The 19867-nt window shown below is 65.1% G+C and carries 22 protein-coding genes; all 22 read left to right on the top strand.

The features are described from left to right. The 22 genes from flgG (at window position 1) to fliQ (ending at window position 19849) form a co-directional block, all read left to right on the top strand. A complete protein-coding gene (gene flgG / locus GGD67_RS35305; protein ID WP_018318441.1) occupies window positions 1-789 on the top strand; it encodes a flagellar basal-body rod protein FlgG in 789 nt (262 codons plus the stop codon). Between the two features lie 13 nt (window positions 790-802). Further along, on the top strand, window positions 803-1279 hold the full coding sequence (gene flgA, locus GGD67_RS35300; protein WP_179739267.1) for a flagellar basal body P-ring formation chaperone FlgA: 477 nt from the start codon (window positions 803-805) through the stop codon (window positions 1277-1279). Continuing rightward, window positions 1276-2406: a flagellar basal body P-ring protein FlgI gene (gene flgI / locus GGD67_RS35295; protein WP_018318443.1), complete on the top strand. Its 1131-nt coding sequence runs from the start codon at window positions 1276-1278 to the stop codon at window positions 2404-2406. Before flgA ends, flgI begins: the two co-directional genes overlap by 4 nt. Window positions 2407-2473: 67 nt before the next feature. Further along, window positions 2474-3241, top strand: a complete 768-nt coding sequence (locus GGD67_RS35290; protein WP_179739264.1) for a MotE family protein — start codon at window positions 2474-2476, stop codon at window positions 3239-3241. Continuing rightward, window positions 3242-3949 (top strand): flagellar basal body L-ring protein FlgH, encoded by a 708-nt coding sequence (gene flgH / locus GGD67_RS35285; protein ID WP_018318445.1) that lies wholly within the window; start codon window positions 3242-3244, stop codon window positions 3947-3949. Window positions 3950-3991: 42 nt separating this feature from the next. Further along, on the top strand, window positions 3992-4435 hold the full coding sequence (locus GGD67_RS35280) for a flagellar basal body-associated FliL family protein (RefSeq protein WP_179739261.1): 444 nt from the start codon (window positions 3992-3994) through the stop codon (window positions 4433-4435). Then, window positions 4432-5172 carry a flagellar type III secretion system pore protein FliP gene (gene fliP, locus GGD67_RS35275; RefSeq protein ID WP_179739258.1) on the top strand — a complete coding sequence of 247 codons (741 nt, stop codon included), beginning with the start codon at window positions 4432-4434 and terminating at the stop codon, window positions 5170-5172. Before GGD67_RS35280 ends, fliP begins: the two co-directional genes overlap by 4 nt. Before the next feature lie 241 nt (window positions 5173-5413). Beyond that, a complete protein-coding gene (locus tag GGD67_RS35270; protein WP_028145737.1) occupies window positions 5414-6319 on the top strand; it encodes a flagellin in 906 nt (301 codons plus the stop codon). A 263-nt stretch (window positions 6320-6582) separates the two neighbouring features. Continuing rightward, complete coding sequence (locus GGD67_RS35265) at window positions 6583-7494, top strand: flagellin (RefSeq protein ID WP_018318449.1); 912 nt, start codon at window positions 6583-6585, stop codon at window positions 7492-7494. A 301-nt stretch (window positions 7495-7795) separates the two neighbouring features. Then, window positions 7796-9421, top strand: coding sequence for a flagellar basal-body MS-ring/collar protein FliF (fliF, locus tag GGD67_RS35260; protein WP_179739255.1), 1626 nt, complete (start codon window positions 7796-7798; stop codon window positions 9419-9421). Then, window positions 9418-10110, top strand: a complete 693-nt coding sequence (locus GGD67_RS35255) for a hypothetical protein (RefSeq protein WP_179739253.1) — start codon at window positions 9418-9420, stop codon at window positions 10108-10110. The genes fliF and GGD67_RS35255 overlap by 4 nt, the downstream gene beginning before the upstream one ends. Before the next feature lie 6 nt (window positions 10111-10116). Continuing rightward, entirely contained in the window at window positions 10117-11430 is a 1314-nt protein-coding gene (locus GGD67_RS35250) for a MotB family protein (RefSeq protein ID WP_179739250.1), read from the top strand. Further along, window positions 11427-12605: a chemotaxis protein gene (locus tag GGD67_RS35245; RefSeq protein ID WP_179739246.1), complete on the top strand. Its 1179-nt coding sequence runs from the start codon at window positions 11427-11429 to the stop codon at window positions 12603-12605. Before GGD67_RS35250 ends, GGD67_RS35245 begins: the two co-directional genes overlap by 4 nt. Next, window positions 12602-13921, top strand: coding sequence for a flagellar hook-length control protein FliK (locus tag GGD67_RS35240; protein ID WP_179739243.1), 1320 nt, complete (start codon window positions 12602-12604; stop codon window positions 13919-13921). Before GGD67_RS35245 ends, GGD67_RS35240 begins: the two co-directional genes overlap by 4 nt. After that, window positions 13872-14453, top strand: coding sequence for a transglycosylase SLT domain-containing protein (locus GGD67_RS35235; RefSeq protein WP_179739241.1), 582 nt, complete (start codon window positions 13872-13874; stop codon window positions 14451-14453). The genes GGD67_RS35240 and GGD67_RS35235 overlap by 50 nt, the downstream gene beginning before the upstream one ends. A gap of 90 nt (window positions 14454-14543) precedes the next feature. Then, window positions 14544-15776, top strand: a complete 1233-nt coding sequence (locus tag GGD67_RS35230; RefSeq protein WP_179739227.1) for a flagellar hook protein FlgE — start codon at window positions 14544-14546, stop codon at window positions 15774-15776. A 34-nt stretch (window positions 15777-15810) separates the two neighbouring features. Next, on the top strand, window positions 15811-17289 hold the full coding sequence (gene flgK / locus GGD67_RS35225) for a flagellar hook-associated protein FlgK (protein WP_179739224.1): 1479 nt from the start codon (window positions 15811-15813) through the stop codon (window positions 17287-17289). 3 nt (window positions 17290-17292) lie between these two features. After that, window positions 17293-18339, top strand: coding sequence for a flagellar hook-associated family protein (locus GGD67_RS35220; protein WP_179739221.1), 1047 nt, complete (start codon window positions 17293-17295; stop codon window positions 18337-18339). 55 nt (window positions 18340-18394) lie between these two features. Continuing rightward, a complete protein-coding gene (flaF, locus tag GGD67_RS35215) occupies window positions 18395-18739 on the top strand; it encodes a flagellar biosynthesis regulator FlaF (protein ID WP_026202022.1) in 345 nt (114 codons plus the stop codon). Beyond that, window positions 18739-19149: a flagellar biosynthesis repressor FlbT gene (gene flbT / locus GGD67_RS35210; protein WP_179739218.1), complete on the top strand. Its 411-nt coding sequence runs from the start codon at window positions 18739-18741 to the stop codon at window positions 19147-19149. Before flaF ends, flbT begins: the two co-directional genes overlap by 1 nt. 14 nt (window positions 19150-19163) lie before the next feature. Further along, complete coding sequence (gene flgD, locus GGD67_RS35205; protein WP_179739216.1) at window positions 19164-19586, top strand: flagellar hook assembly protein FlgD; 423 nt, start codon at window positions 19164-19166, stop codon at window positions 19584-19586. Then, window positions 19583-19849 carry a flagellar biosynthesis protein FliQ gene (gene fliQ / locus GGD67_RS35200; protein ID WP_018318462.1) on the top strand — a complete coding sequence of 89 codons (267 nt, stop codon included), beginning with the start codon at window positions 19583-19585 and terminating at the stop codon, window positions 19847-19849. Before flgD ends, fliQ begins: the two co-directional genes overlap by 4 nt. The last annotated feature ends 18 nt before the right edge of the window (window positions 19850-19867 follow it).

The raw sequence follows: 19867 nt of genomic DNA, 5'->3' as shown, positions 1-19867 counted from the left end.
GTGAAATCGCTCGCCATTGCGGCCACGGGCATGAACGCCCAGCAGACCAACATCGAAGTCATCGCGAACAATATCGCGAACATCAATTCGACGTCGTACAAGCGTGCCCGCGCCGAGTTCACCGATCTGTTCTACCAGATGGACCGCATGCAGGGCGTCGCGAACGTCAACGGTTCCTCGCCAATCCCGGAAGGCGCCAATCTCGGTCTCGGCGTCAAGTCGGCCGCGATCCGCAAGCTGCACATCCAGGGCGCGCTGACGCAGACCGGCAACCCCTACGATATGGCGATCAACGGCCGCGGCTGGTTTCAGGTGCTCGGTCCGAACAACGAGGTGCAATACACCCGCGCGGGCTCGTTCAACACCAATGCCAACGGCCAGCTCGTCACGATCGACGGCTATCTGCTGGATCCCGCGATCACAATACCGCAGGGCACGGTCGAGGTCACGGTCAACCAGACCGGCCAGGTCTTCGCCAAGCTGGATACCGAGGTGAACCCGCGCCAGATCGGCCAGCTCAACCTCGCCAACTTCGCCAACGAGGCAGGCCTCGAGCCGCTGGGCAGCAATCTCTACAAGGAGACCACGGCGTCGGGCACGCCGGTCGTCGGCCTGCCGGGCGATTCCGGATACGGCAAGATCAACCAGAAATGGCTCGAAGCCTCGAACGTCGACCCGGTCAAGGAAATCACCGAGTTGATCTCGGCGCAGCGCGCCTACGAAATGAATGCCAAGGTCATCCAGGCCTCGGACGAAATGGCCCAGACAGTATCGAAGGGCATGCGCTAGTTCCGGTGTCTCGATGTTGAACAGGGTGGGCCTGATCGTGCGCGGGTTGGCCGCCGTGCTGCTGGTTCTGGCTTCGGTGCGCCTTGCCATGGCCGAGGAGAAGCGGCTTCCCGTGCCGGCGGTTGCGATCCGCCCCGGCGAGCTGATCCGGGACGACATGATCACCGAGCGCGCCTTCGCGCCAAGCCTGCTCGGCGTTGCCATGTTCGTCGAAGGGCGCCAGGTCCTGGTCGGCCGCATGGCGCGGCGCGCGCTGCTGCCGGGCCAGCCCATCCCAACCAACTCGGTGGAAGACCCCTGGACCGTCGCCCGCGGCGCCATGGTCAAGGTCGTGGTGGAAGACAGCGGCCTGTCCATCGTCACTTACGGCTCGGCGATGCAATCGGGTGCGTCCGGCGCGCTCATCCCGGTGCGCAATACGGATACCGGCGTGATCATCAGGGGCGTGGTCCAGCCGGACGGCACCGTGAAGGTCGTGGACGGGTCATGACCAGAATCCTGCTTGCGCTCGTCCTGCTGCTTTCGGCCGCCAGCGCCCATGCCGCCGTCCGCATCAAGGACATCGCGGACATCAAGGGCCTGCGCGAAAACCAGATCGTCGGCTACGGCCTCGTCATCGGCCTGAACGGCACCGGCGACACGCTTCGCAACGCTCCGTTCACGGAGCAGTCCCTGCAATCGATGCTCGAGAACATGGGCATCAACGTCAGGAACGAGACCACGAGCACCAACAATCCCCCGCGTCCGACGACGCTGCGCACGCGCAACGTCGCGGCCGTGATGGTGACTGCGGACCTGACGCCCTCGATCGGGCCCGGCGAGCGCATGGACGTGACGGTGTCGTCGCTCGGCGATGCGACCTCGCTGCTCGGCGGTACGCTGGTCATGACCTCGCTGCGTGCGGCGGACGGTGCCGTCTATGCGGTGGCGCAGGGCGCGATCACGGTCGCCGGTTACAGCGTCGGAGGCCAGGCGCAGAACGTCAGTCAGGGTACGCCGACGGCCGGGCGCATCCCGAACGGTGCGCTGGTCGAACGCGAGGTGCAGGGAAGTCTTCATGAGATGGAGTTCCTGGTGCTGCAGTTGAAGAACCCCGACTTCGTCACCGCAACGCGCATCCTGGACGCCATCAACCGGTACGCCGGTGGACGCTACCGCGCGCAAATCGCCTTCGAGCGCGACTACCGTACCATCGTGCTGTCGAAGCCGCGCCACATCGGCCCTGTCCGCTTCCTTGCCGAGATCGGGGAACTAACGGTCGAGCCGGATACGCCGGCCCGGGTGGTGATCAACGAGCGCACCGGCACTGTCGTGATCGGGCGCGACGTGCGGATATCGACCGTCGCCGTGACGCACGGCAATCTGACGGTTCGTGTCACGGAGATGCCCGTGGTGTCGCAGCCGGCGCCGTTCTCGCGAGGGCAGACCGTGGTGGTCCCGCAGACCGTGGTCGAGGCCAACGAGGCCGGATCTCAGGTGGCGATCCTCAGCGGGGTCGATCTCCAGCGCCTGGTGCGCGGGCTGAACCAGATCGGCCTGAAGCCGTCGGGCATCATCGCGATCCTGCAGGCGATCAAGACGGCCGGTGCGCTCCAGGCCGATGTCATCGTGCAATGATGCGCAAGCGTCGTGCAAGCTTGGTCGCTCAATGCTCGTGTCTCGACCGAGAATCGCACGCGGCCCGATGCTGAAGCTGGATCACAAAGCCAAACTCCTCCTGCTGGTCGCGGCCTCCGTGCTCGCGGGCGCGTCGCCCGTGCTGGCCTTGGATGAGGCCAAGCAATCGAAGCCGCTCAACCTGCTCTCCTTCGCGCGCGCCCGCGCCTCCGGCCCGCAGAAGCCGCAGCCGGTCACGGCGATGCCTGGCGACAATGCGTCGATCCGGGCGACGGCATGGGCCGCCGAAGACCAGGGACCTGCGACCACCGGCGCGGTGCCTGCTTCCCAGACGCCAGCGGCTGCACCTGCACCACCACCGGCACGTCCGGCCAAGCCCGGCAGCGTCACGGCGCCGCCGAAACCTGCGCCGCCACAGGCCGCGGTATCGGCGGACAACGAAGTGGCCCTGTTCTGCAGCAACGTCGCCGATCCCGCCGTCGATGCGAGGCTGGCCTGGCAGCTCAAGGAGCTCGAAAAGGCCGAGAGCCTGCTGCGCGAGCGCATTGCCGAGGTCGAGGCCAAGCGCGTCGAATACGAGAAGTGGATGGCGTTGCGCGATGACTTCCTGAAGAAGGCCGAAGCCAGCGTCGTCGAGATCTATTCACGCATGAAGCCTGAAGCTGCGGCGACCCAGATTGCCGGCATGGCGGACGAGACTGCCGCCGCCGTGCTCGCCAAGCTCAGCCCGAGGAACTCGAGCGCGATCTTCAACGAGATGGATACGGCACGCGCGGCGCACCTCGCCGACCTGCTCGGCGGAATGCGTCGCGTGGATGACGGAAAGACCAAATAGATGAAGAAGCCGATCCTCATCCTCTCGCTCGTGCTGGCGTCCGTGCCCTTGGCCGGATGCTTCCATGATCCGTCCGAGGTCCTGACCGGCCCGCAAATGTCGCCGGTCGGCAGCGGCCTCCGGACCCAGGCCGATCCGATTCCCGTGACGCCGCGCATGCGCACGCCCGTCAGCTATCGCTCGACCTGGGACGACGGCACCGACCTCTACCGCGATCCCCGCGCCCGGCGCACCGGCGACGTCGTGACCGTGATCATCTCGATGCAGGACAAGGCCAAGCTCGACAACAAGACCGGCCGCTCGCGCGATTCGCAGGTCAAGTTCGGGCTCGACTGGCTGATGGATGTCGCAGGGTGGAGCGACAAGGGATCGGCCAACGCCAATCTCAGCACCAACACCCAGATCAAGGGCAATGGCCAGATCGATCGCACCGAGGATATCAAGCTCTCGATCGCGGCCATCGTCACCGACGTGTTGCCGAACGGCAATATGATGATCAGCGGCTCGCAGGAGTTTCGCGTCAACACGGAGATGCGCGTGCTCAACGTCGGCGGCATCGTGCGTCCGCGCGATATCTCGCGCACCAACACGATCTCCTACGAGAAGATCGCCGAGGCCCGCGTGTCCTATGGCGGTCGCGGAAATCTGTCCGACGTGCAGCAGCCTGGATGGGGACATCGGATCTATGACGCCGTGGCACCATTCTGAAGTCCGCGCCGGTCTGGCCGCGTCGCGAGGGCAGGGGACGTGATGCGCCTGATTGCGGCCATCGTGGCGCTGACCCTTGTCGCGATCGGTGCGGGCGCGCTGGCCGGGCTGCATCTGTTCGCGGCCGCCGAGCGCGTCGCCGACGCGAAGAAAACCACCACGCCGCCGCCGCTTGCCTCGAGCTACGCCGGCAGCGCGCGGCTCAGGAAGCTGTCCCCGATCGTGACCAATCTGTCCGCGCCGGCCAACAACTGGGCCCGCATCGAAGCCTCCATGGTGACCGAGAGCATGAGCGACGAGGATGCCGGCATCCTGGCCGCCCACATCAGCGAGGACATCGTCACCTATCTGCGGTCGGCGACGGTGACGCAATTCGAGGGATCGCGCGGGCTTCAGCATCTGCGCGACGACCTGACCGAGCGCGCCAATATCCGCTCGTCGGGCAAGGTGCGCGAATTGATCATTGAGACTCTGGTGATTCAGTGAGAGTGAAAATCCTGCTGCTCGCGTTGGTCCTGGTCGTGCTGCCCGAAGTGGCGCTCGCCCAGATTCCGGACCTCAACTCGCTGCTGCCGCCCGGAAACGGCTCGACCAGCGGCCGGATCATCCAGCTGATGGCGCTGATCACGGTGCTGTCGGTGGCGCCGGGACTGCTCATCATGGTGACGAGCTTCACGCGATTTGTGGTGGCGCTGTCGTTCCTGCGCGCCGGTCTCGGCCTCCAGACCACGCCGGCCAATCTGGTGCTGATCAGCCTCGCGCTGTTCATGACCTTCTACGTGATGGCGCCGACCTTCGATCGCGCCTGGGAGACCGGCGTCCAGCCGCTGATGAAGAACGAGATCTCGGAAGAGCAGGCCTATCTGAAGATCACGGATCCGTTCCGCGAGTTCATGCTGGCCCATGTCCGCGACAAGGATCTCCAGACCTTCGAGTCGCTCGCCGCGGAGAGCTTTCGCAAGAAGTTCGACGACAAGCGCGTCGATTTGCGCGTCATCATTCCGGCCTTCATGATCTCCGAGCTGAGGCGCTCGTTCGAGATCGGATTTCTCATCATCCTGCCGTTCCTCGTCATCGACATGATCGTGGCGACGCTGACGATGTCGATGGGCATGATGATGATGCCGCCGACGATCCTGGCGCTGCCGTTCAAGATGCTGTTCTTCGTGCTGATCGACGGCTGGAATCTGCTCGCCTCCGGACTGGTGCGCTCGTTCTCGTAGCGGCGGCGAGCGTCGGCCCGGCGCGTTATGGTTAGCGGAAAGTAATATTAACCATATGATATTGCTGCGGAATTCAAGCCGATCTTAATCCGCCGGCAAGATTCGACGTGTTAGCAAGGCGTCACGGCGGGTTGGACCTCACCCACATCAGTCCAAAGGCATGATGCCGCCCCTCCGTACCGGTGCAAGTCCGGTATGTCCCCTGATGAAAATGTAACGCGTACATAAAGGGACATTCGCAATGTCAAGCCTGCTCACGAACTCGTCCGCCATGACCGCGCTCCAGACCCTGCGGTCTGTCAGCTCGCAACTCTCGACCACGCAGAGCCGGATCTCCACCGGCCAGCGCGTGGCTACCGCCGCCGACAACGCCGCCTACTGGTCGATCGCGACCTCGATGCGCGCCGACAACGCCGCGCTCTCCGCCGTCTCCGACTCGCTCGGTCTGTCGGCCGCGACCGTCGACACCGAGTACACCGCTCTGAACAAGGTCCTCGGCGACAGCAACTCCGGCCTGACCAAGCTGCAGTCGCTGCTGGTCGAAGCCAAGACCGCCGGTATCGATCGCAGCAAGATCCAGTCGGAAATCACCCAGATTCAGCAGGACATGAAGAACGTCGCAAGCGCGGCGACCTTCAACGGCGTCAACTGGCTGAGCACGAACGCCTCCACGCCGACGACCGTCAATCTCGTGTCGTCGTTCTCGCGTGTCGGCTCCACGCCGACCACCAGCTCGATCACGGTGACCGTCGCCAACTACTCGCTCTACACCTCCAGCACGGGCGGCATCCTCGACACGGTGAGCGGCAGCGCGTCGGTCGACAGCCTCAACATCGGTGCGCTGACCGACTCGGCTGCTGACCAGACCATTCTCGATGGATACATCGCGAAGGTCACCGCAGCGATCGGCACGGTGTCTTCGGGCGCCGCCAACCTCGGCGCCATCAAGAACCGTATCTCGAACAACTCGGAGTTCGTGAAGTCGCTGATGGACTCGGTGGATCGCGGTATCGGTCAGCTCGTCGACGCCGACATGAACCAGGAGTCCACCCGCCTGGCGGCCCTCCAGGTCCAGCAGCAGCTCGGCGTTCAGGCGCTCTCGATCGCCAACAACAACAGCCAGAGCATCCTGTCGCTGTTCCGCTAAGCCTTCGACGATCTCGGGAGGGCCGCGCTTCTTGCGAAGCGCGGCCCTTTCGTTTGCCTGACCCGCGCACCGTGATTTCGGCTGCCCTGTTGCCGCGGGGGCACAGCGCCACAAGCCCCGCACAAGCTTCGCCGGCTAGTCTGGCCGTTACGACGGATTGGGTTTACGCGCATTTCCGCAGCCCAAAGGCATGATGCCGCCCTGTCGTACCGGTGCAAGCCCGGTATGTCCCCATCCAATCTGTTTTCAAAGGGACATCAAAGATGGCTTCCAGCCTGCTTACCAACTCCGCTGCAATGACTGCGCTCCAGACCCTCCGGAATGTCAGCGCCAGCCTGCAGACCACCGAAAACCGCATCTCCACAGGCCAGCGCGTCTCGACCGCTTCGGACAACTCGGCCTATTGGTCGATCGCGACCTCGATGCGCGCCGACAACGCCGCGCTCTCCGCCGTCTCCGACTCGCTCGGTCTGTCGGCTGCGACGGTCGACACCGAGTACACCGCTCTGAACAAGGTCATCGGCGACCAGAACTCCGGCCTGACCAAGCTCCAGGCGCTGCTGGTCGAAGCCAAGACCGCCGGCATCGACCGCACCAAGATCCAGGCCGAAATCACCCAGATCCAGCAGGACATGAAGAACGTGGCCAACGCGGCGACGTTCAACGGCGTCAACTGGCTGAGCACCAACGCGTCCACGCCGACCACCGTCAACCTGGTGTCGTCGTTCTCGCGCGTCGGCGGCACGCCGACGATCAACACCATCACGGTGACGGTCGCCAACTACTCGCTCTACACCGCGACCACGGGTGGTATCCTGGACACGGTGACCGGCAGCGCGTCGGTCAACACCATCGGTATCGGTTCGCTGACCGACTCGACGGCCGACCAGACCATCCTCGACGGCTACATCGCGCAGGTCACCACCGCGATCAACACGGTCAGCCAGTCCGCCGCCAACCTCGGTGCCATCAAGAACCGCATCTCGAACAACACTGAGTTCGTGAAGTCGCTGATGGACTCGGTGGATCGCGGTATCGGCCAGCTCGTCGACGCCGACATGAACGCGGAATCGACCCGGCTCCAGGCGCTGCAGACCCAGCAGCAGCTCGGCGTTCAGGCGCTCTCGATCGCCAACCAGAACAGCCAGAGCATCCTGTCGCTGTTCCGCGGCTAAGCGGCGCTTTCGAAAACGACCGTGCTCCCTTAAGGGAGCACGGTCCCCGCCGTGACCGGCGGAGGTGGCGGCACAAGACGCCCGCAATCGATCTCCCGACGTTGAATTTCATGCGATACGCCGCGGCCGATCGTGCGGCCATGCGTCCCGGCGCATGTAGCCGCTGGCCCGATTGCGTCACCCGGCCTTCTTGTAAAATTGCAACGCCTCGCCTGCGAACTGACACATTCGTGTCCTCGCGCAACCTTCAGACAAGGTTGGCAGCGGAGTGTCCCGTACGTTCGCATTGGTACGAGGTCATATGCTCAGTCGTGCGCAGGTACAGCAACTGCTCAACAATCTGCTGGAGCTTGGGCCGCGACGCCTGATGGCCCTGGGCCTGATCGGTTTTGCCGTTCTCGTGACCGTCGTCGGCGGCGCGTACTATCTGAGCCGGCCTGAATTCGAGACGCTCTATACCGGCCTCACCCGCGAAGACGTGACGCGCATGGGCGCCGCGCTGCGCGAGCAGAACATCACTTTCGACGTCAATACCGCTGGCGACGCGCTCTCGGTGCGCCCGAGCCAGACCATGCAGGCGCGGATGCTGCTGGCCGAGAAGGGGCTGCCGACCAGCGCCAATTCCGGCTACGAGCTGTTCGACAAGATCGGCTCGCTCGGCCTGACCTCGTTCATGCAGGAGGTCACCAAGCTCCGGGCGCTGGAAGGCGAGATCGCGCGCACGGTGCAGTTGATGAAGGGCGTCAAGGCGGCGCGGGTGCATATCGTGCTGCCGGTGCGCGGCTCGTTCCGCGCGACGCAGCAGCCGCCATCGGCATCGGTCGTGCTGCGCACCGATGGCGCGATCGAGGCCCGCACCGCGCAGTCGATCCGCCATCTCGTCGCCGCCGCCATTCCAGGCATGAACCGCGACAAGGTGACGGTGCTGGATGCCGACGGTTCGATGCTGCTCGCCGAGGAGGACGAGGCGAGCGCCGCCCCGACCAAGATGGCGAGCCTGCAGAAGACGGTCGGCGGCATGGTGCAGGAGAACATCCGCAAGGCGCTGACGCCGTATCTGGGCCTCGACAATTTCGAGGTCAGCGTCGCGCCGCAGCTTTCCACCGACAAGCGGCAGATCAACGAGACCGTCTACGATCCGGAGAGCCGGGCCGAGCGTTCGGTGCGGAACGTGCGCGAGAAGGAATCCTCGCAGAACGCCGACCGTTCGACGCCGACCACGGTGCAGCAGAACCTTCCCGATCAGCAGGTCAACGCCGGCGGCGGCAAGAACTCCAGCGAGGACAGGACCCGCCGCGAGGACGTCACCAACTTCGAGGTCTCGTCCAAGACCACGACGACGGTGAGCGACGGCTATTCGGTGAAGAAGCTCTTCATCGCCGTCCTGGTCAATCGGGCGCGGCTGGTCGCCGATCTCGGCGACAAGAGCAACCAGGCCATCGTCGACAGTAAGCTCGCCGAGATCAGCCAGCTCGCGGCGACGGCCGGCGGACTGGACAAGCAGCGCGGCGACCAGATCCAGGTGACCGCCGTCGACTTCATCGAGGGCTCGCGCGAGCTGGCGCCGGTGCCGCCGATCAGCTTCGTCGAGATGATCAACAAGCAGCTCGGCAGCGTCATCAACGCGGTGACGATCCTGGCCGTCGCGTCGATGCTGGTCTGGTTCGGCTTGCGGCCGGCGGTCAACGGCATTCTGACCCATCGCGCGGAGCAGGAGCAGGTGGAGGCCGCCGAGGCCGCTGAGATCGAGGCTGCTGCGGCCCTTGCATTGGCCGAGAGTCAGGACCCCGAGCTCAATCTCGTCGAAGATCTCGAAGGCAAGATGCAGCGAACGCCGCAGAAACGACTGGAGCAGATCGTCCGGCTCGACCAGGCGCAGGCCGCAGCGATCCTTAAAGACTGGATGCGACGCGAGGAGGCGGCATGAACGCGGCAATCGGAAAATTCCTGACGCAGTTCGACGCGAACGGCCGGGCCAAATCACCGCCGCCTCCGCCGCCCAGGATCCAGGACGTGCTGACGAGGCCGAAGGAGGTCATGCGCGAGCCTTTGCCGCAGCCCCAGGCCCATTCGCAGCCGCTGCCGCAGTCGCCGTCTCCAGCGCCGAAGGCGGAAGCCCCGCCGGCCAATGTCCTGGACGACGCCTACCGGCGCGGCCATGCGGCCGGCGTCGCGGAAGGCGACGCCAGGCTTGCCGAGGAGCGCGTCCGCAGCGCGATCCGGCTCGGCGAGGAGCGCGCCAAATGGTCCGACCAGCAGGCGGTCGCGATCGTGAGCGGCTTCGAGACGGCTTGCCGCGAGATCGAGACCAACATCGCAAGCTCCGTGGCGCGGATACTGCTGCCGTTCCTCACCGAGGCGGTCCGCGACAAGGCGATCGGATCGCTGGTCGAGCAGATCGCGGCGCTGACCGGCAACTCGTCGGTGCCGGCGTTCAAGGTCACCGGCCCGAGCGAGTTGCTCGACCTCGTGAAGACGCAGCTCGAGGCGTCGAGGCGCACCGGCATCGAGTACGAGGCCGCCGACACCCTGGAGGTTCGCGTCGTGGCCGACCAGACCGTGATCGAGACGCAGATCACGGCCTGGAGCGAACGTCTGAAGGAAGCACGCCGGTAGCCCGCCATGGAAGAGGTCAAGCATGAACTCGTGATCGTCCGCCGGCGCAGCGCTTTCGCTGAGGAGGCGCATCACGGCGGCGTGTGGAAGATCGCCTATGCGGACTTCATGACCGCAATGATGGCGTTCTTCCTGGTCATGTGGCTGCTCAACGCGCTCAACCAGGACCAGAAGCAGGTCGTCGCGAGCTATTTCAATCCGATCCAGCTCGCGGAAAATGCCCCCGCGCCGAAGGGCCTGAAGAATCTCTCCAAGAAGGAGCCGACCTCGTTCGAAGGTCAGGACGGCAAGCGTCAGCCGGCCGGCTCGAACGAGGAACGTCGCGGCGATTCGCCGACGGCCGAGAAGCCGGCCTCCTATGAAGAGAAAGTCCTGTTCCGTGATCCCTATGCGACGCTCTCCGAGATCGCGAACAGCGCGAACCAGTCCACGGGACAGCGGCGCGCCGGCGCGCTGACGTCCGCCGAAGAGGATGGTCTCAAGGGCGGCGACGCCTACCGCGATCCCTTCGACCCCGGCTATTGGAAGCTGGCGCCGCAAGCATCCAAGGATGCCGATCGCATGATCGAGAGCGAGCCCAAGCCGAATGCCTCCGCGCGCGACGGCGCCTCGGGCACAAATCAGGGCGAGCCGCAGGCCCGTCGTGCCAAGGCGGACGATGCCGGCGGAAGCCTGGCGCCGAACGCGGATGCAGCGTCCGCAAACCTGTCGCCGCTATTGCCGCCAGGGCCCGCGCCGGCGCAAGCCCCGCGCGAGGGCAGCGCGCAAGCGAGCGTTCAAGCCAACGCCGCCGCGCAGGCGCGTCCCAACGATACGACGAAGGAGTCTGAGCCGCGCGATGCGGCGCAAACCCAGCAGCCGACCGTGAAGCAGCTTCAGGCCGCGATCGCGGACGCGCTGTCTGACATCAAGGCGGGCGCCGGGCCGGCGGCCGAGGTGCGTCAGGTCGAGGAGGGCCTCCTGATCAGCCTGACCGACGATGCGAGCTTCGGCATGTTCGCGGTCGGCTCGGCCGAGCCGCGGCCCGAACTGATCCGCGTGATCGACAAGATCGGGCCGTTGCTGACGAAACGCCAGGGCATGATCATCGTCCGCGGCCATACCGACAATCGGCCGTATCGTTCTGAGACTTACGACAATTGGCGGCTGTCGACCGCCCGCGCGCAGATGGCCTATTACATGCTGGTTCGCTCCGGTGTCGACGCGCAGCGGATCGAGCATGTCGAAGGCTATGCCGACCGCCGGCCGAAGCTTCCGAACGATCCGGCGGCTGCTCAGAACCGCCGAATCGAGATCCTGATCCGTGAGAAGCGCCCTTGATCAGGCCGCTCCTCTGCGCCGTCCTGCTGCTCCTGCCGTTCACGGCAGCGAACGCGCTCGCACAACCCGCGCGCCAGTCGGGCGAGCCCTATGAGCTCGTCCGCGCGTTGCAGGCCGTGCAGGATGGCATCGCCAACGGTGACACCGCCGCGCATGGCAGCCACGTCGCGCTGATCCGGCAGATCGGAGAGAAGTTTCTCGCCGCCGATCCGGACGTGTGGAGCAATGCGCAGAACAGCCAGGCTGCAGTCATCTACTTGCTCAGCGGCGGCGCGCCGCAAATCGTCCGCAAGCTGCCGCGCGACAAGATGAACGTCGACGAGCGGCTGTTCAACGGCGCGCTCGCCTATGTCGAGGGCCGTCAGGAGGAGGCGCGGGAGCTGCTCAAGGACGTCAAGCCGCGGACGTTGTCCTCCGGCCTTGGCGGACAGGTCGCGCTGGTCCAGGGCGCGTTGTTCGCGCGTTCCGAGGCATCGCTGGCGATCGAGCGTCTGGACGACGCGCGCCTGCTCCTGCCCGGTACGCTGGTGGAGGAGGCGGCGTTGCGGCGCGAGATCCTGCTGGTGGGGCAGGCGGAGGATTTCGAGAAGTTCGAGTTCCTGGCGCTGGCCTATATCCGCCATTACCGCAACTCGATCTATGCTGGCGATTTCTGGCAGCGCTTTTCCTCGGGCCTGACGCAATCGAGTCTGGCGCTCGACGATCGCCGCTTCGCGCGGATCGCAGCGCTGCTCGAGCAGATTGATCGCGCGAGCCGCCTCAAGCTCTATCTCGTGATCGCGCGCGCGGCGATGGTGCGCGGGCAGATGGCCGTGACGCGGCTTGCCGGCGAGCGGGCGCTGACGCTCAGCGCCGACGCCTCGGCGGATCGCGAGCGGGCGCATTTCTTCCGCGGCGCCGCGCGAGCGCTCACCGACGAATATGACGGCGGTCTTGCCGAGCTGAAGGCAGTCGACCGGTCGAAGCTGCCCGAGCGCGACGTGCCCCTTATGAATGCCACGGTGCAGCTCGCGCTCGATGTTCGCAAGCCGTTTCCGGGCGGATCCGCCGCCTCGGCCGACAAGCCTCCGGCAACGCCGGCGCGTCTCGATCTGGCGTCATCGACCGTGACGCTCGCGCGCGCGCAGAAGCAGCTCGGCGAACTCGAACTCCTTACCAGGGACCGCCGCCCATGACCAAGCTCAGTGGAACCTCCGGACAGCTCTTCTCGGGTCTCGCCGAGAGCCTCAACATCCGCGGCACGTCGCGTTCGGCAAAGAGCGCCGGGGCCAAATCGCAGGCTGGCTCGTCGTTCAACGATCTGCTCCACACCGTCTCGAACCTCGCCAAGCAGGCACTCAACGATGAGGGCAGCGATACGACGGCGAAGGCCGGAGCGCTGCGCACGCGTCTGGCCCACCCAGCGGGCAAGGACAAGTCGAAGGACGAGACGGACGAGCGCACCGAGGCGACCGACGTGCTCAAGGCCGGCGACCAGACGACCGACAAATCGTCGGAGACGCAAAGTCCGGTCGGCCATGATCCGAAGCCGGACGTTTCAAACCGCCCGAACGCTCCCGTGATCGCGGGACAGGATCTCGTTGCCGCCGCGAAGCCGCAAATGCCGTTGCCGTCGGGCGACAGGAAAGACGTGCCCGCGCGCGACGAGCGCTCATCCGGGACGAAGCGCGAAGTTGCGGCCACAGGCTTGGCGAAGGCAACGACAGCGGATTCCGCGCCGTCTTCTGCCGTTCCGACCGGCGCGCGTGCACAAGGCGATGTATCGCAAGCCGCGGCCGCACAGCCAGGCAGCGAGGCTTCAGCCAAAGCCATGCCCGCGACCTCAGGCTTCGAGGCGGTCACGGGCAATGTCGAACGCGCCGCCAAGGTCTCGACGCGCGACGCATTGCCGGAGACGACCAAGGTCACCGTGGTCCAGCAGGAGACGCATCTGCCCCCGGCGCAGTTCAACGCCCCGCAACAGGTCGCCAATGCGGTCGTCGCCGAGCTGAAGGACTCCGCAGCCCCGGCGGCGTCGGCAGCGCCCGATCTCGCAGCATCCCAGACCAATGCGCCGGATCAGCCGCTCAAGATCCTGACCATCAATCTCGAGCCGCCGGCGCTCGGCAACGTCACCGTGCGCCTTCGTCTCGTCGGCACCGAAGTGTCCGTCCACCTTGCGGCCGCGCGCAAGGACACGAGCCAGATGCTGGATCAGCAGCGCGACCAGATCCGCGATCTCATGCAGACGGCGGGTTATGTCGCCGACGTCGCGCCCGTGCAGCACGGCTCGCTGGATGGATTCCAGAGCGGCTCCGGCCAGTCGCAGCCGCAGCTCTCGGGCCAGCAACAGCCCTCGTCGCAGTCGCAAGGTGCGTTCGGTGGCGCAGGCACGTCGTCGGGGCAATCCGATGGCAGCGCGAAACAGGCCCGCCAGGAACGCCAGCCCCAGGAGACGCGTCATGACCAGGACGTGGGTCAGCCGAATCGTCGCGGCCCTGTTTATCTGTAATGCGCGCGCCGCGGACGCGGCCACCGACGTCGTGCGCCCCTGCGAGCGCGAGATGGCGCGCGCGGCCCAGCAGCATGGGATTCCGCTCGGCATTCTCTATGCAGTCGGTCTCACCGAGACCGGCCGCCGCGGCGCGCTTCATCCTTACGCCCTCGGCGCCGACGGCCAGACCGTGTTCGCCAGGGACATGGATGATGCGATCGCAAATTTCCAGGTCATGCGCAGCAAGGGCATCAAGCTGATCGATCTCGGCTGCATGCAGATCAATCACTACTATCACGGTGACAAGTTCGTCTCGGTGCGCGCGATGTTCGATCCCGCGAAGAACGTCGAATATGCCGCGCGCTTCCTGAAAGAGCTGAAGCAGCGCGAGGGCAGCTGGACCATGGCGGTGGCTCGCTACAATGCCGGGCCCAACAACCAGCCGGCGCAGAAGCGCTATGTCTGTCACATCGTGGCGCACCTCGTGTCGAGCGGTTTCGGCGCCTGGACCGACAAGGCGCGCTCGTTCTGTCAGCCGAAAACGACATGACGACGTGAAGTTGTGCATGGTTCCGAACCATCAGCCCCGCGCAAGCAAGATCCCCCATTGTAACTGCAACCTACCAAAGGAGCCCACTTCATGAGCCTGTATGGTGTTATGCGCACCGGCGTTTCCGGTATGAGCGCGCAGTCTAACAAGCTGTCGACGGTTTCGGACAACATCGCGAACGTCAACACCACCGGTTACAAGCGGGCTTCGACCGAATTCTCCTCGCTGATCCTGAAGAGCGGCTCCGGCAATTACGACTCCGGCGCCGTCGAGACGACCGTCCGTTACGCCATCAGCGACGCCGGACATACCCAGTTCACGACCTCGTCCACCGACCTTGCCGTGCAGGGCAACGGCTTCTTCGTGGTCTCGAACGCCACCAACACGCAGCAATATCTGACGCGCGCCGGCTCCTTCGTGCCGGACGCTCAGGGTAACCTCGTCAACGCGGCCGGCTACTACCTTCTGGGCCAGCCCGGTAAAGTGACCAATTTTTCGCAGAACAGCCTGGCTGGAATGCAGATCGTGAACATCGCCCAGGTCTCGCAGGTGCCGGTGCCGTCGACTGCGGGCACCCTGACGACCGGCAATCTCGATCCGAAGGGGGCTGTCATTGCCGGTCCGCCGGGTCCGGCGTCATATTCGTCGAAAAGCTCGATCGTCGCCTACAACAATATCGGCCAGGCCGTTACGCTCGACGTCTATATGTCCCACACCGCGACGGCGGCCGGCTCGGATACCTGGCAGGTTCAGGTCTACAATTCCGCGACGGGCACCTCGCTCGCCGCCGCCACCACTTTCACCTTCGACACCACCGCGACCGGAAAGGGCGCGCTGGCCGCGGCGAGCCCGACGGGCCTTACGTTCACGGTCCCGGGCGGCGCGGCGATGACCATGGACCTGTCGAACATGACGCAGGTTGGAGCCGACTTCAGCTTCAAGGCCACCGTCAACGGCAGCGTCCCCGCGGCGATCGACAAGGTCGATGTCGACGAGGCGGGCCACGTGACGGCGATCCTCAAGAACGGGCAGCAGCTGACGCTCTACACGATCATGCTCGCCGACGTCGCGAGCCCCGACAATCTGACGCCCGAGCCGGGTAACGTCTATTCGACCAACATGAATTCCGGCAATGCGCAGGCCGGGAATGCCGGCACCGGCGGGCTCGGCACGGTCCAGTCCGGTGCGCTGGAGGACTCCAACGTCGATCTCGCGGACGAGCTCACCGGGATGATCGAGGCGCAGCGCGGCTTCACCGCCAACTCGAAATCGTTCCAGACGGGCGCCGACCTGCTCGACGTCGTCGTCAACCTGAAGCGCTGAATTCTCCAGCGCTCACCCCCGGCAAGAGCAGATCATGTCCCTTACCGCCGCCCTCGACTCCGCTCGCGCCTCGCTCATGGCGTCGGGCATCCAGTCGTCGACGATCTCCCGCAACATCGCCGGTGCCAGCGCCACCGGCTATTCGCGCAAGATCGCCGTGCTGGACAACCTACCCGGCACCGGCGTCTATGTCGCGGCGATCCAGCGCGCGGCCAGTTCGGGCCTTTACTCGAACGTGCTGACCGCGACCTCGTCGTCGGCCAAGCAGAACGTGATCTATGACGGCCTGCAGAAGATCGCGGCCGCGACGGTGGACGATCCCGAGCTCGAGCAGTCACCGACCGCCCAGCTCAACAAGCTGAAGCAGGCGCTGCAGCAATTCGCCAACTCCACCGACAATGCGACCCTGGCGCAGGCCGCCGTGACGTCCGCCAAGGACATGGTGACCGGGCTCAACCAGGCCACAAGGACGGTGCAGTCGGTCCGCGAGGGGGCCGACGCCGACATGGCGAATTCGGTCGCCAACATCAACCAGCTGCTGTCCCAGTTCCAGACCGTCAACACCGCCATCGTGAAGGGCACGATCTTCGGCGACGACGTCACCGACTATCTCGACCAGCGCGACAGCATCGTCTCCAGGCTGTCGCAGGAGGTCGGCGTCTCGATGTCGATCCGGACCAATGGAGATGCCGCGCTTTATACCGACAGCGGCGTCGTGCTGTTCGACAAGACGGCGCGGGCCGTGAGCTTTGCGCCGACCAACGCCTATACCGCCGGCACCACGGGCAATGCCGTCTTCATCGACGGCGTTCCCGTGACCGGTGCCAATTCCGTCATGCCGCTCAAGTCCGGCAAGCTCGCCGGCCTGGCCCAGCTGCGCGACAAGGACACGGTCACGTATCAGAGCCAGCTCGACGAAATCGCGCGCGGCCTGATCGACGCCTTCAAGGAAAGCGACCAGTCGGCTGTCCCGACGCTGGCGGACCGGCCCGGCCTGTTCACTTATCCCGGCGCGCCCGCGATGCCCGCGAGCGCCACGATCTCGGTGGGCCTCGCCGGGAGGATCTCGGTTGCCGCTTCGGTCGATCCGGCCGTGGGCGGAAACCCGAACCTGCTGCGCGACGGCGCGATCAGCGGCGTTGCCGCCTATAATTACAACACGACCGGCAATGCCGGCTTCTCGGCGCGGCTGCAGCAGCTCATCAACAAGATGGAAGCGCCGCAGCCGTTCGATGCCACGGCCCAGGGCAAGCCGAGCGGCAGCGTGATCGAGTTCGCGTCTTCCTCGGCGAGCTGGATCGAAAGCCAGCGCAAGACCGCCGACGACAACGTCCAGTATCAGAATACGCTGCTCGACCGCAGCACTGCGGCGCTGTCCAACGTCAGCGGCGTCAATATGGACGACGAGATGGCGTTGATGCTCCAGGTCGAGCGCACCTATTCGGCGTCGTCGAAGATCATTTCCACCGTCGATGAGATGCTGCAGAGCCTGCTGGCTGCCGTGGGGAATTAAGTCATGATGAGCGCGAACTACATCTCGACCCTGATGCTGTCTTCATCGTTGAGGTCGTCGATCACGAACAACCAGAGCGCGCTGACCAAGGCCTCGAAGGAGGCGACCACCGGGCGTTTCGCCGATGTCGGCCTCGAGCTCGGCACGGGAACGGGCCGCGACGTGGCGCTGCGCGCCGATTTCAACTTCGCCGATCAGCTCGTCGACACCAACGAGCTGGTTTCGGGGCGCCTCGACGTGACCCAGAACCGGATTACGCAGCTCGGCAAGACCGCGTCGGAATTCCTCAAGAACCTGATCGCGGCCCGCGACGCCGACAGCGGCGCAAAGATCATCCTGCCGAGCGCGTCCGCGAACCTTCAGGACGTCATCGGCGCGCTCAACGTCTCCTACAACGGGTCGTATCTGTTCGGCGGAATCGATACGCAAACCGTGCCCATCACGAACTACACGGCCGGCTCGGCCAGCAAGAACCAGGTCGATGCGGATTTCCTGGCGACGTTCGGCTTTTCGCAGGCTGCGGCCGGTGTCAGCACCATCACGCCGGCGCAGATGCAGAATTTCCTCGACAACACCCTCGACCCCGAGTTCGCCAGCCCGGCCTGGAACGCCAATTGGTCGTCGGCCACGGACCAGACGCTGTCGAGCCGTATCTCCACGACCGAGGTCGTCGACAGCTCGGTCAGCGCCAACCAGCCCGGCTTCCGCAAGCTGGCCGAGGCCTACACCATGCTCACTGATCTCGGGAACACGAGCCTGAGCAAGGACACGTTTCAGGTCGTCGTCGACAAGGCCATCAGTCTGGTCAGCGGCGCGATCAACGATCTCGCCGTGCTCGGCGGTACCGTCGGCTCGATCCAGCAGCGGGTCACCGGCGCGACCGAGAAGCTGAAGATCCAGAAGGACATCCTCAACGACCAGATCGTCAAGCTGGAGGCGGTCGACCCGACCGAGGCCTCGGTCCGCGTCAACACCCTGCAGACCCAGATCAAGACGGCGCTCGCGCTGACCTCGCAGCTCCAGCAGATCAGCCTCATCAACTATCTCTAGAGCCGAGGCTCGCAGCCTCGTTTTGTTAACCGGTCTCCTGCGCAGAGTGATGCTGATGACGTTTGAAGCCTATGAATCGGTCGTCGACGAGAGCGGCTACGAGGCGCGGGGCCGCGAGCGGCAGGCGCTCAGCCTCGGCATCGACCGGCTCGAGCGGATTCAGCGAGGCGTGTTCCGCCTCGAGGATCTGGTCGAGAGCCTGCTCTATGTGCGGCGGCTATGGACGATCTTCATCGAGGATCTCTCGCATCCGGAGAACGGGCTCCCGGACAAGCTGCGCGCCGACATCATCTCGATCGGCCTGTGGGTCGTCAAGGAGGCCGATCGGCTTCGCGAGGAGAAGTCGAACGACGTGATGCAGCTCATCGAAATCAACCGCCTGATCCGAGACGCTCTTTGATGAAGATCTCCTTGCGGGCGGGCGAACGGATCTACATCAACGGCGCGGTGCTGCGCGTGGACCGCAAGGTCTCCGTCGAGCTGGTCAACGACGTGATGTTCCTGCTCGAAGGGCAGGTCATGCAGGCCTCCGACGCCACCACGGCGCTGCGGCAGCTCTACTTCATCGTCCAGCTCATGCTGATGAACCCGACCGACATCCGCGACGCCGCGGCGCTCTATACCCAGCATCACGCGGCCCTGTGCGCCGTGTGCGAGAGCCGCGAGATGCTGGACGGACTGGGCGCGGTCGACGAGCTGGTCGAGACGACCCGCTACTTCGAGGCGCTGAAGCGGATCCGGGCCCTGTTCCCGGTGGAGCAGGCCATCCTGGCCGGCGCCATCACCGAGTCCCCATTCCAGGCTGCCTGACAGCGGAGAGCTACATGAACGTCAACAGCGCGACCGACAGCACGAGCAAGTCGTCCAGTTCGACCGGCTCCACCAATTCGACCTCGAGCAACAGCGTCGACTACAACACGTTTCTTCAGCTTCTCGTCGCCGAGATGAAGAACCAGGATCCGACCAATCCGATGGATACCTCGCAATATATGAGCCAGTTCGCGCAGCTCTCGACGGTCGAGCAGGCCATGCAGACCAACTCGAAGCTAGATGCGCTGCTGTCCTCGCAGTCGTTGTCACAGGCCAACGGCCTGATCGGGAAGACCGTCAGCTTCACCGACGCCACCGGCGCGAACTTCAGCGGCAAGGTCGTCTCGGTCTCCATCAACGCCGACGGCTCCATCGCGACCCTCGAGAACGGCACCAAGGTCGCGGTCGGACCGGGACTCACGATCAGCCAGTCATGAACGAACGGGACGCTCTCGACATCGTCCAGGCGGCAATCTGGACCATCATCGTCGCCTCCGGGCCCGCGGTCGGCGCCGCGATGCTGGTCGGCACCATCATCGCGCTGATCCAGGCCCTGACCCAGATCCAGGAGGTGACGCTGACCTTCGTTCCGAAGATCATTGTCATCCTCCTGGTCGTTGCCGTCTCCGGCTCCTTCATCGGCGCGCATCTCTCCACCTTCACCGAGATGGTCTATTCGCGGATCGAGCGCGGCTTCTGATCCGCGCCAGCGATCTGC

Source organism: Bradyrhizobium sp. IAR9 (assembly GCF_013408065.1).
GTDB lineage: Bacteria > Pseudomonadota > Alphaproteobacteria > Rhizobiales > Xanthobacteraceae > Bradyrhizobium.
Note: the sequence above shows the minus strand (reverse complement) of the source record. Positions and strands in the feature narration are given on the sequence as shown.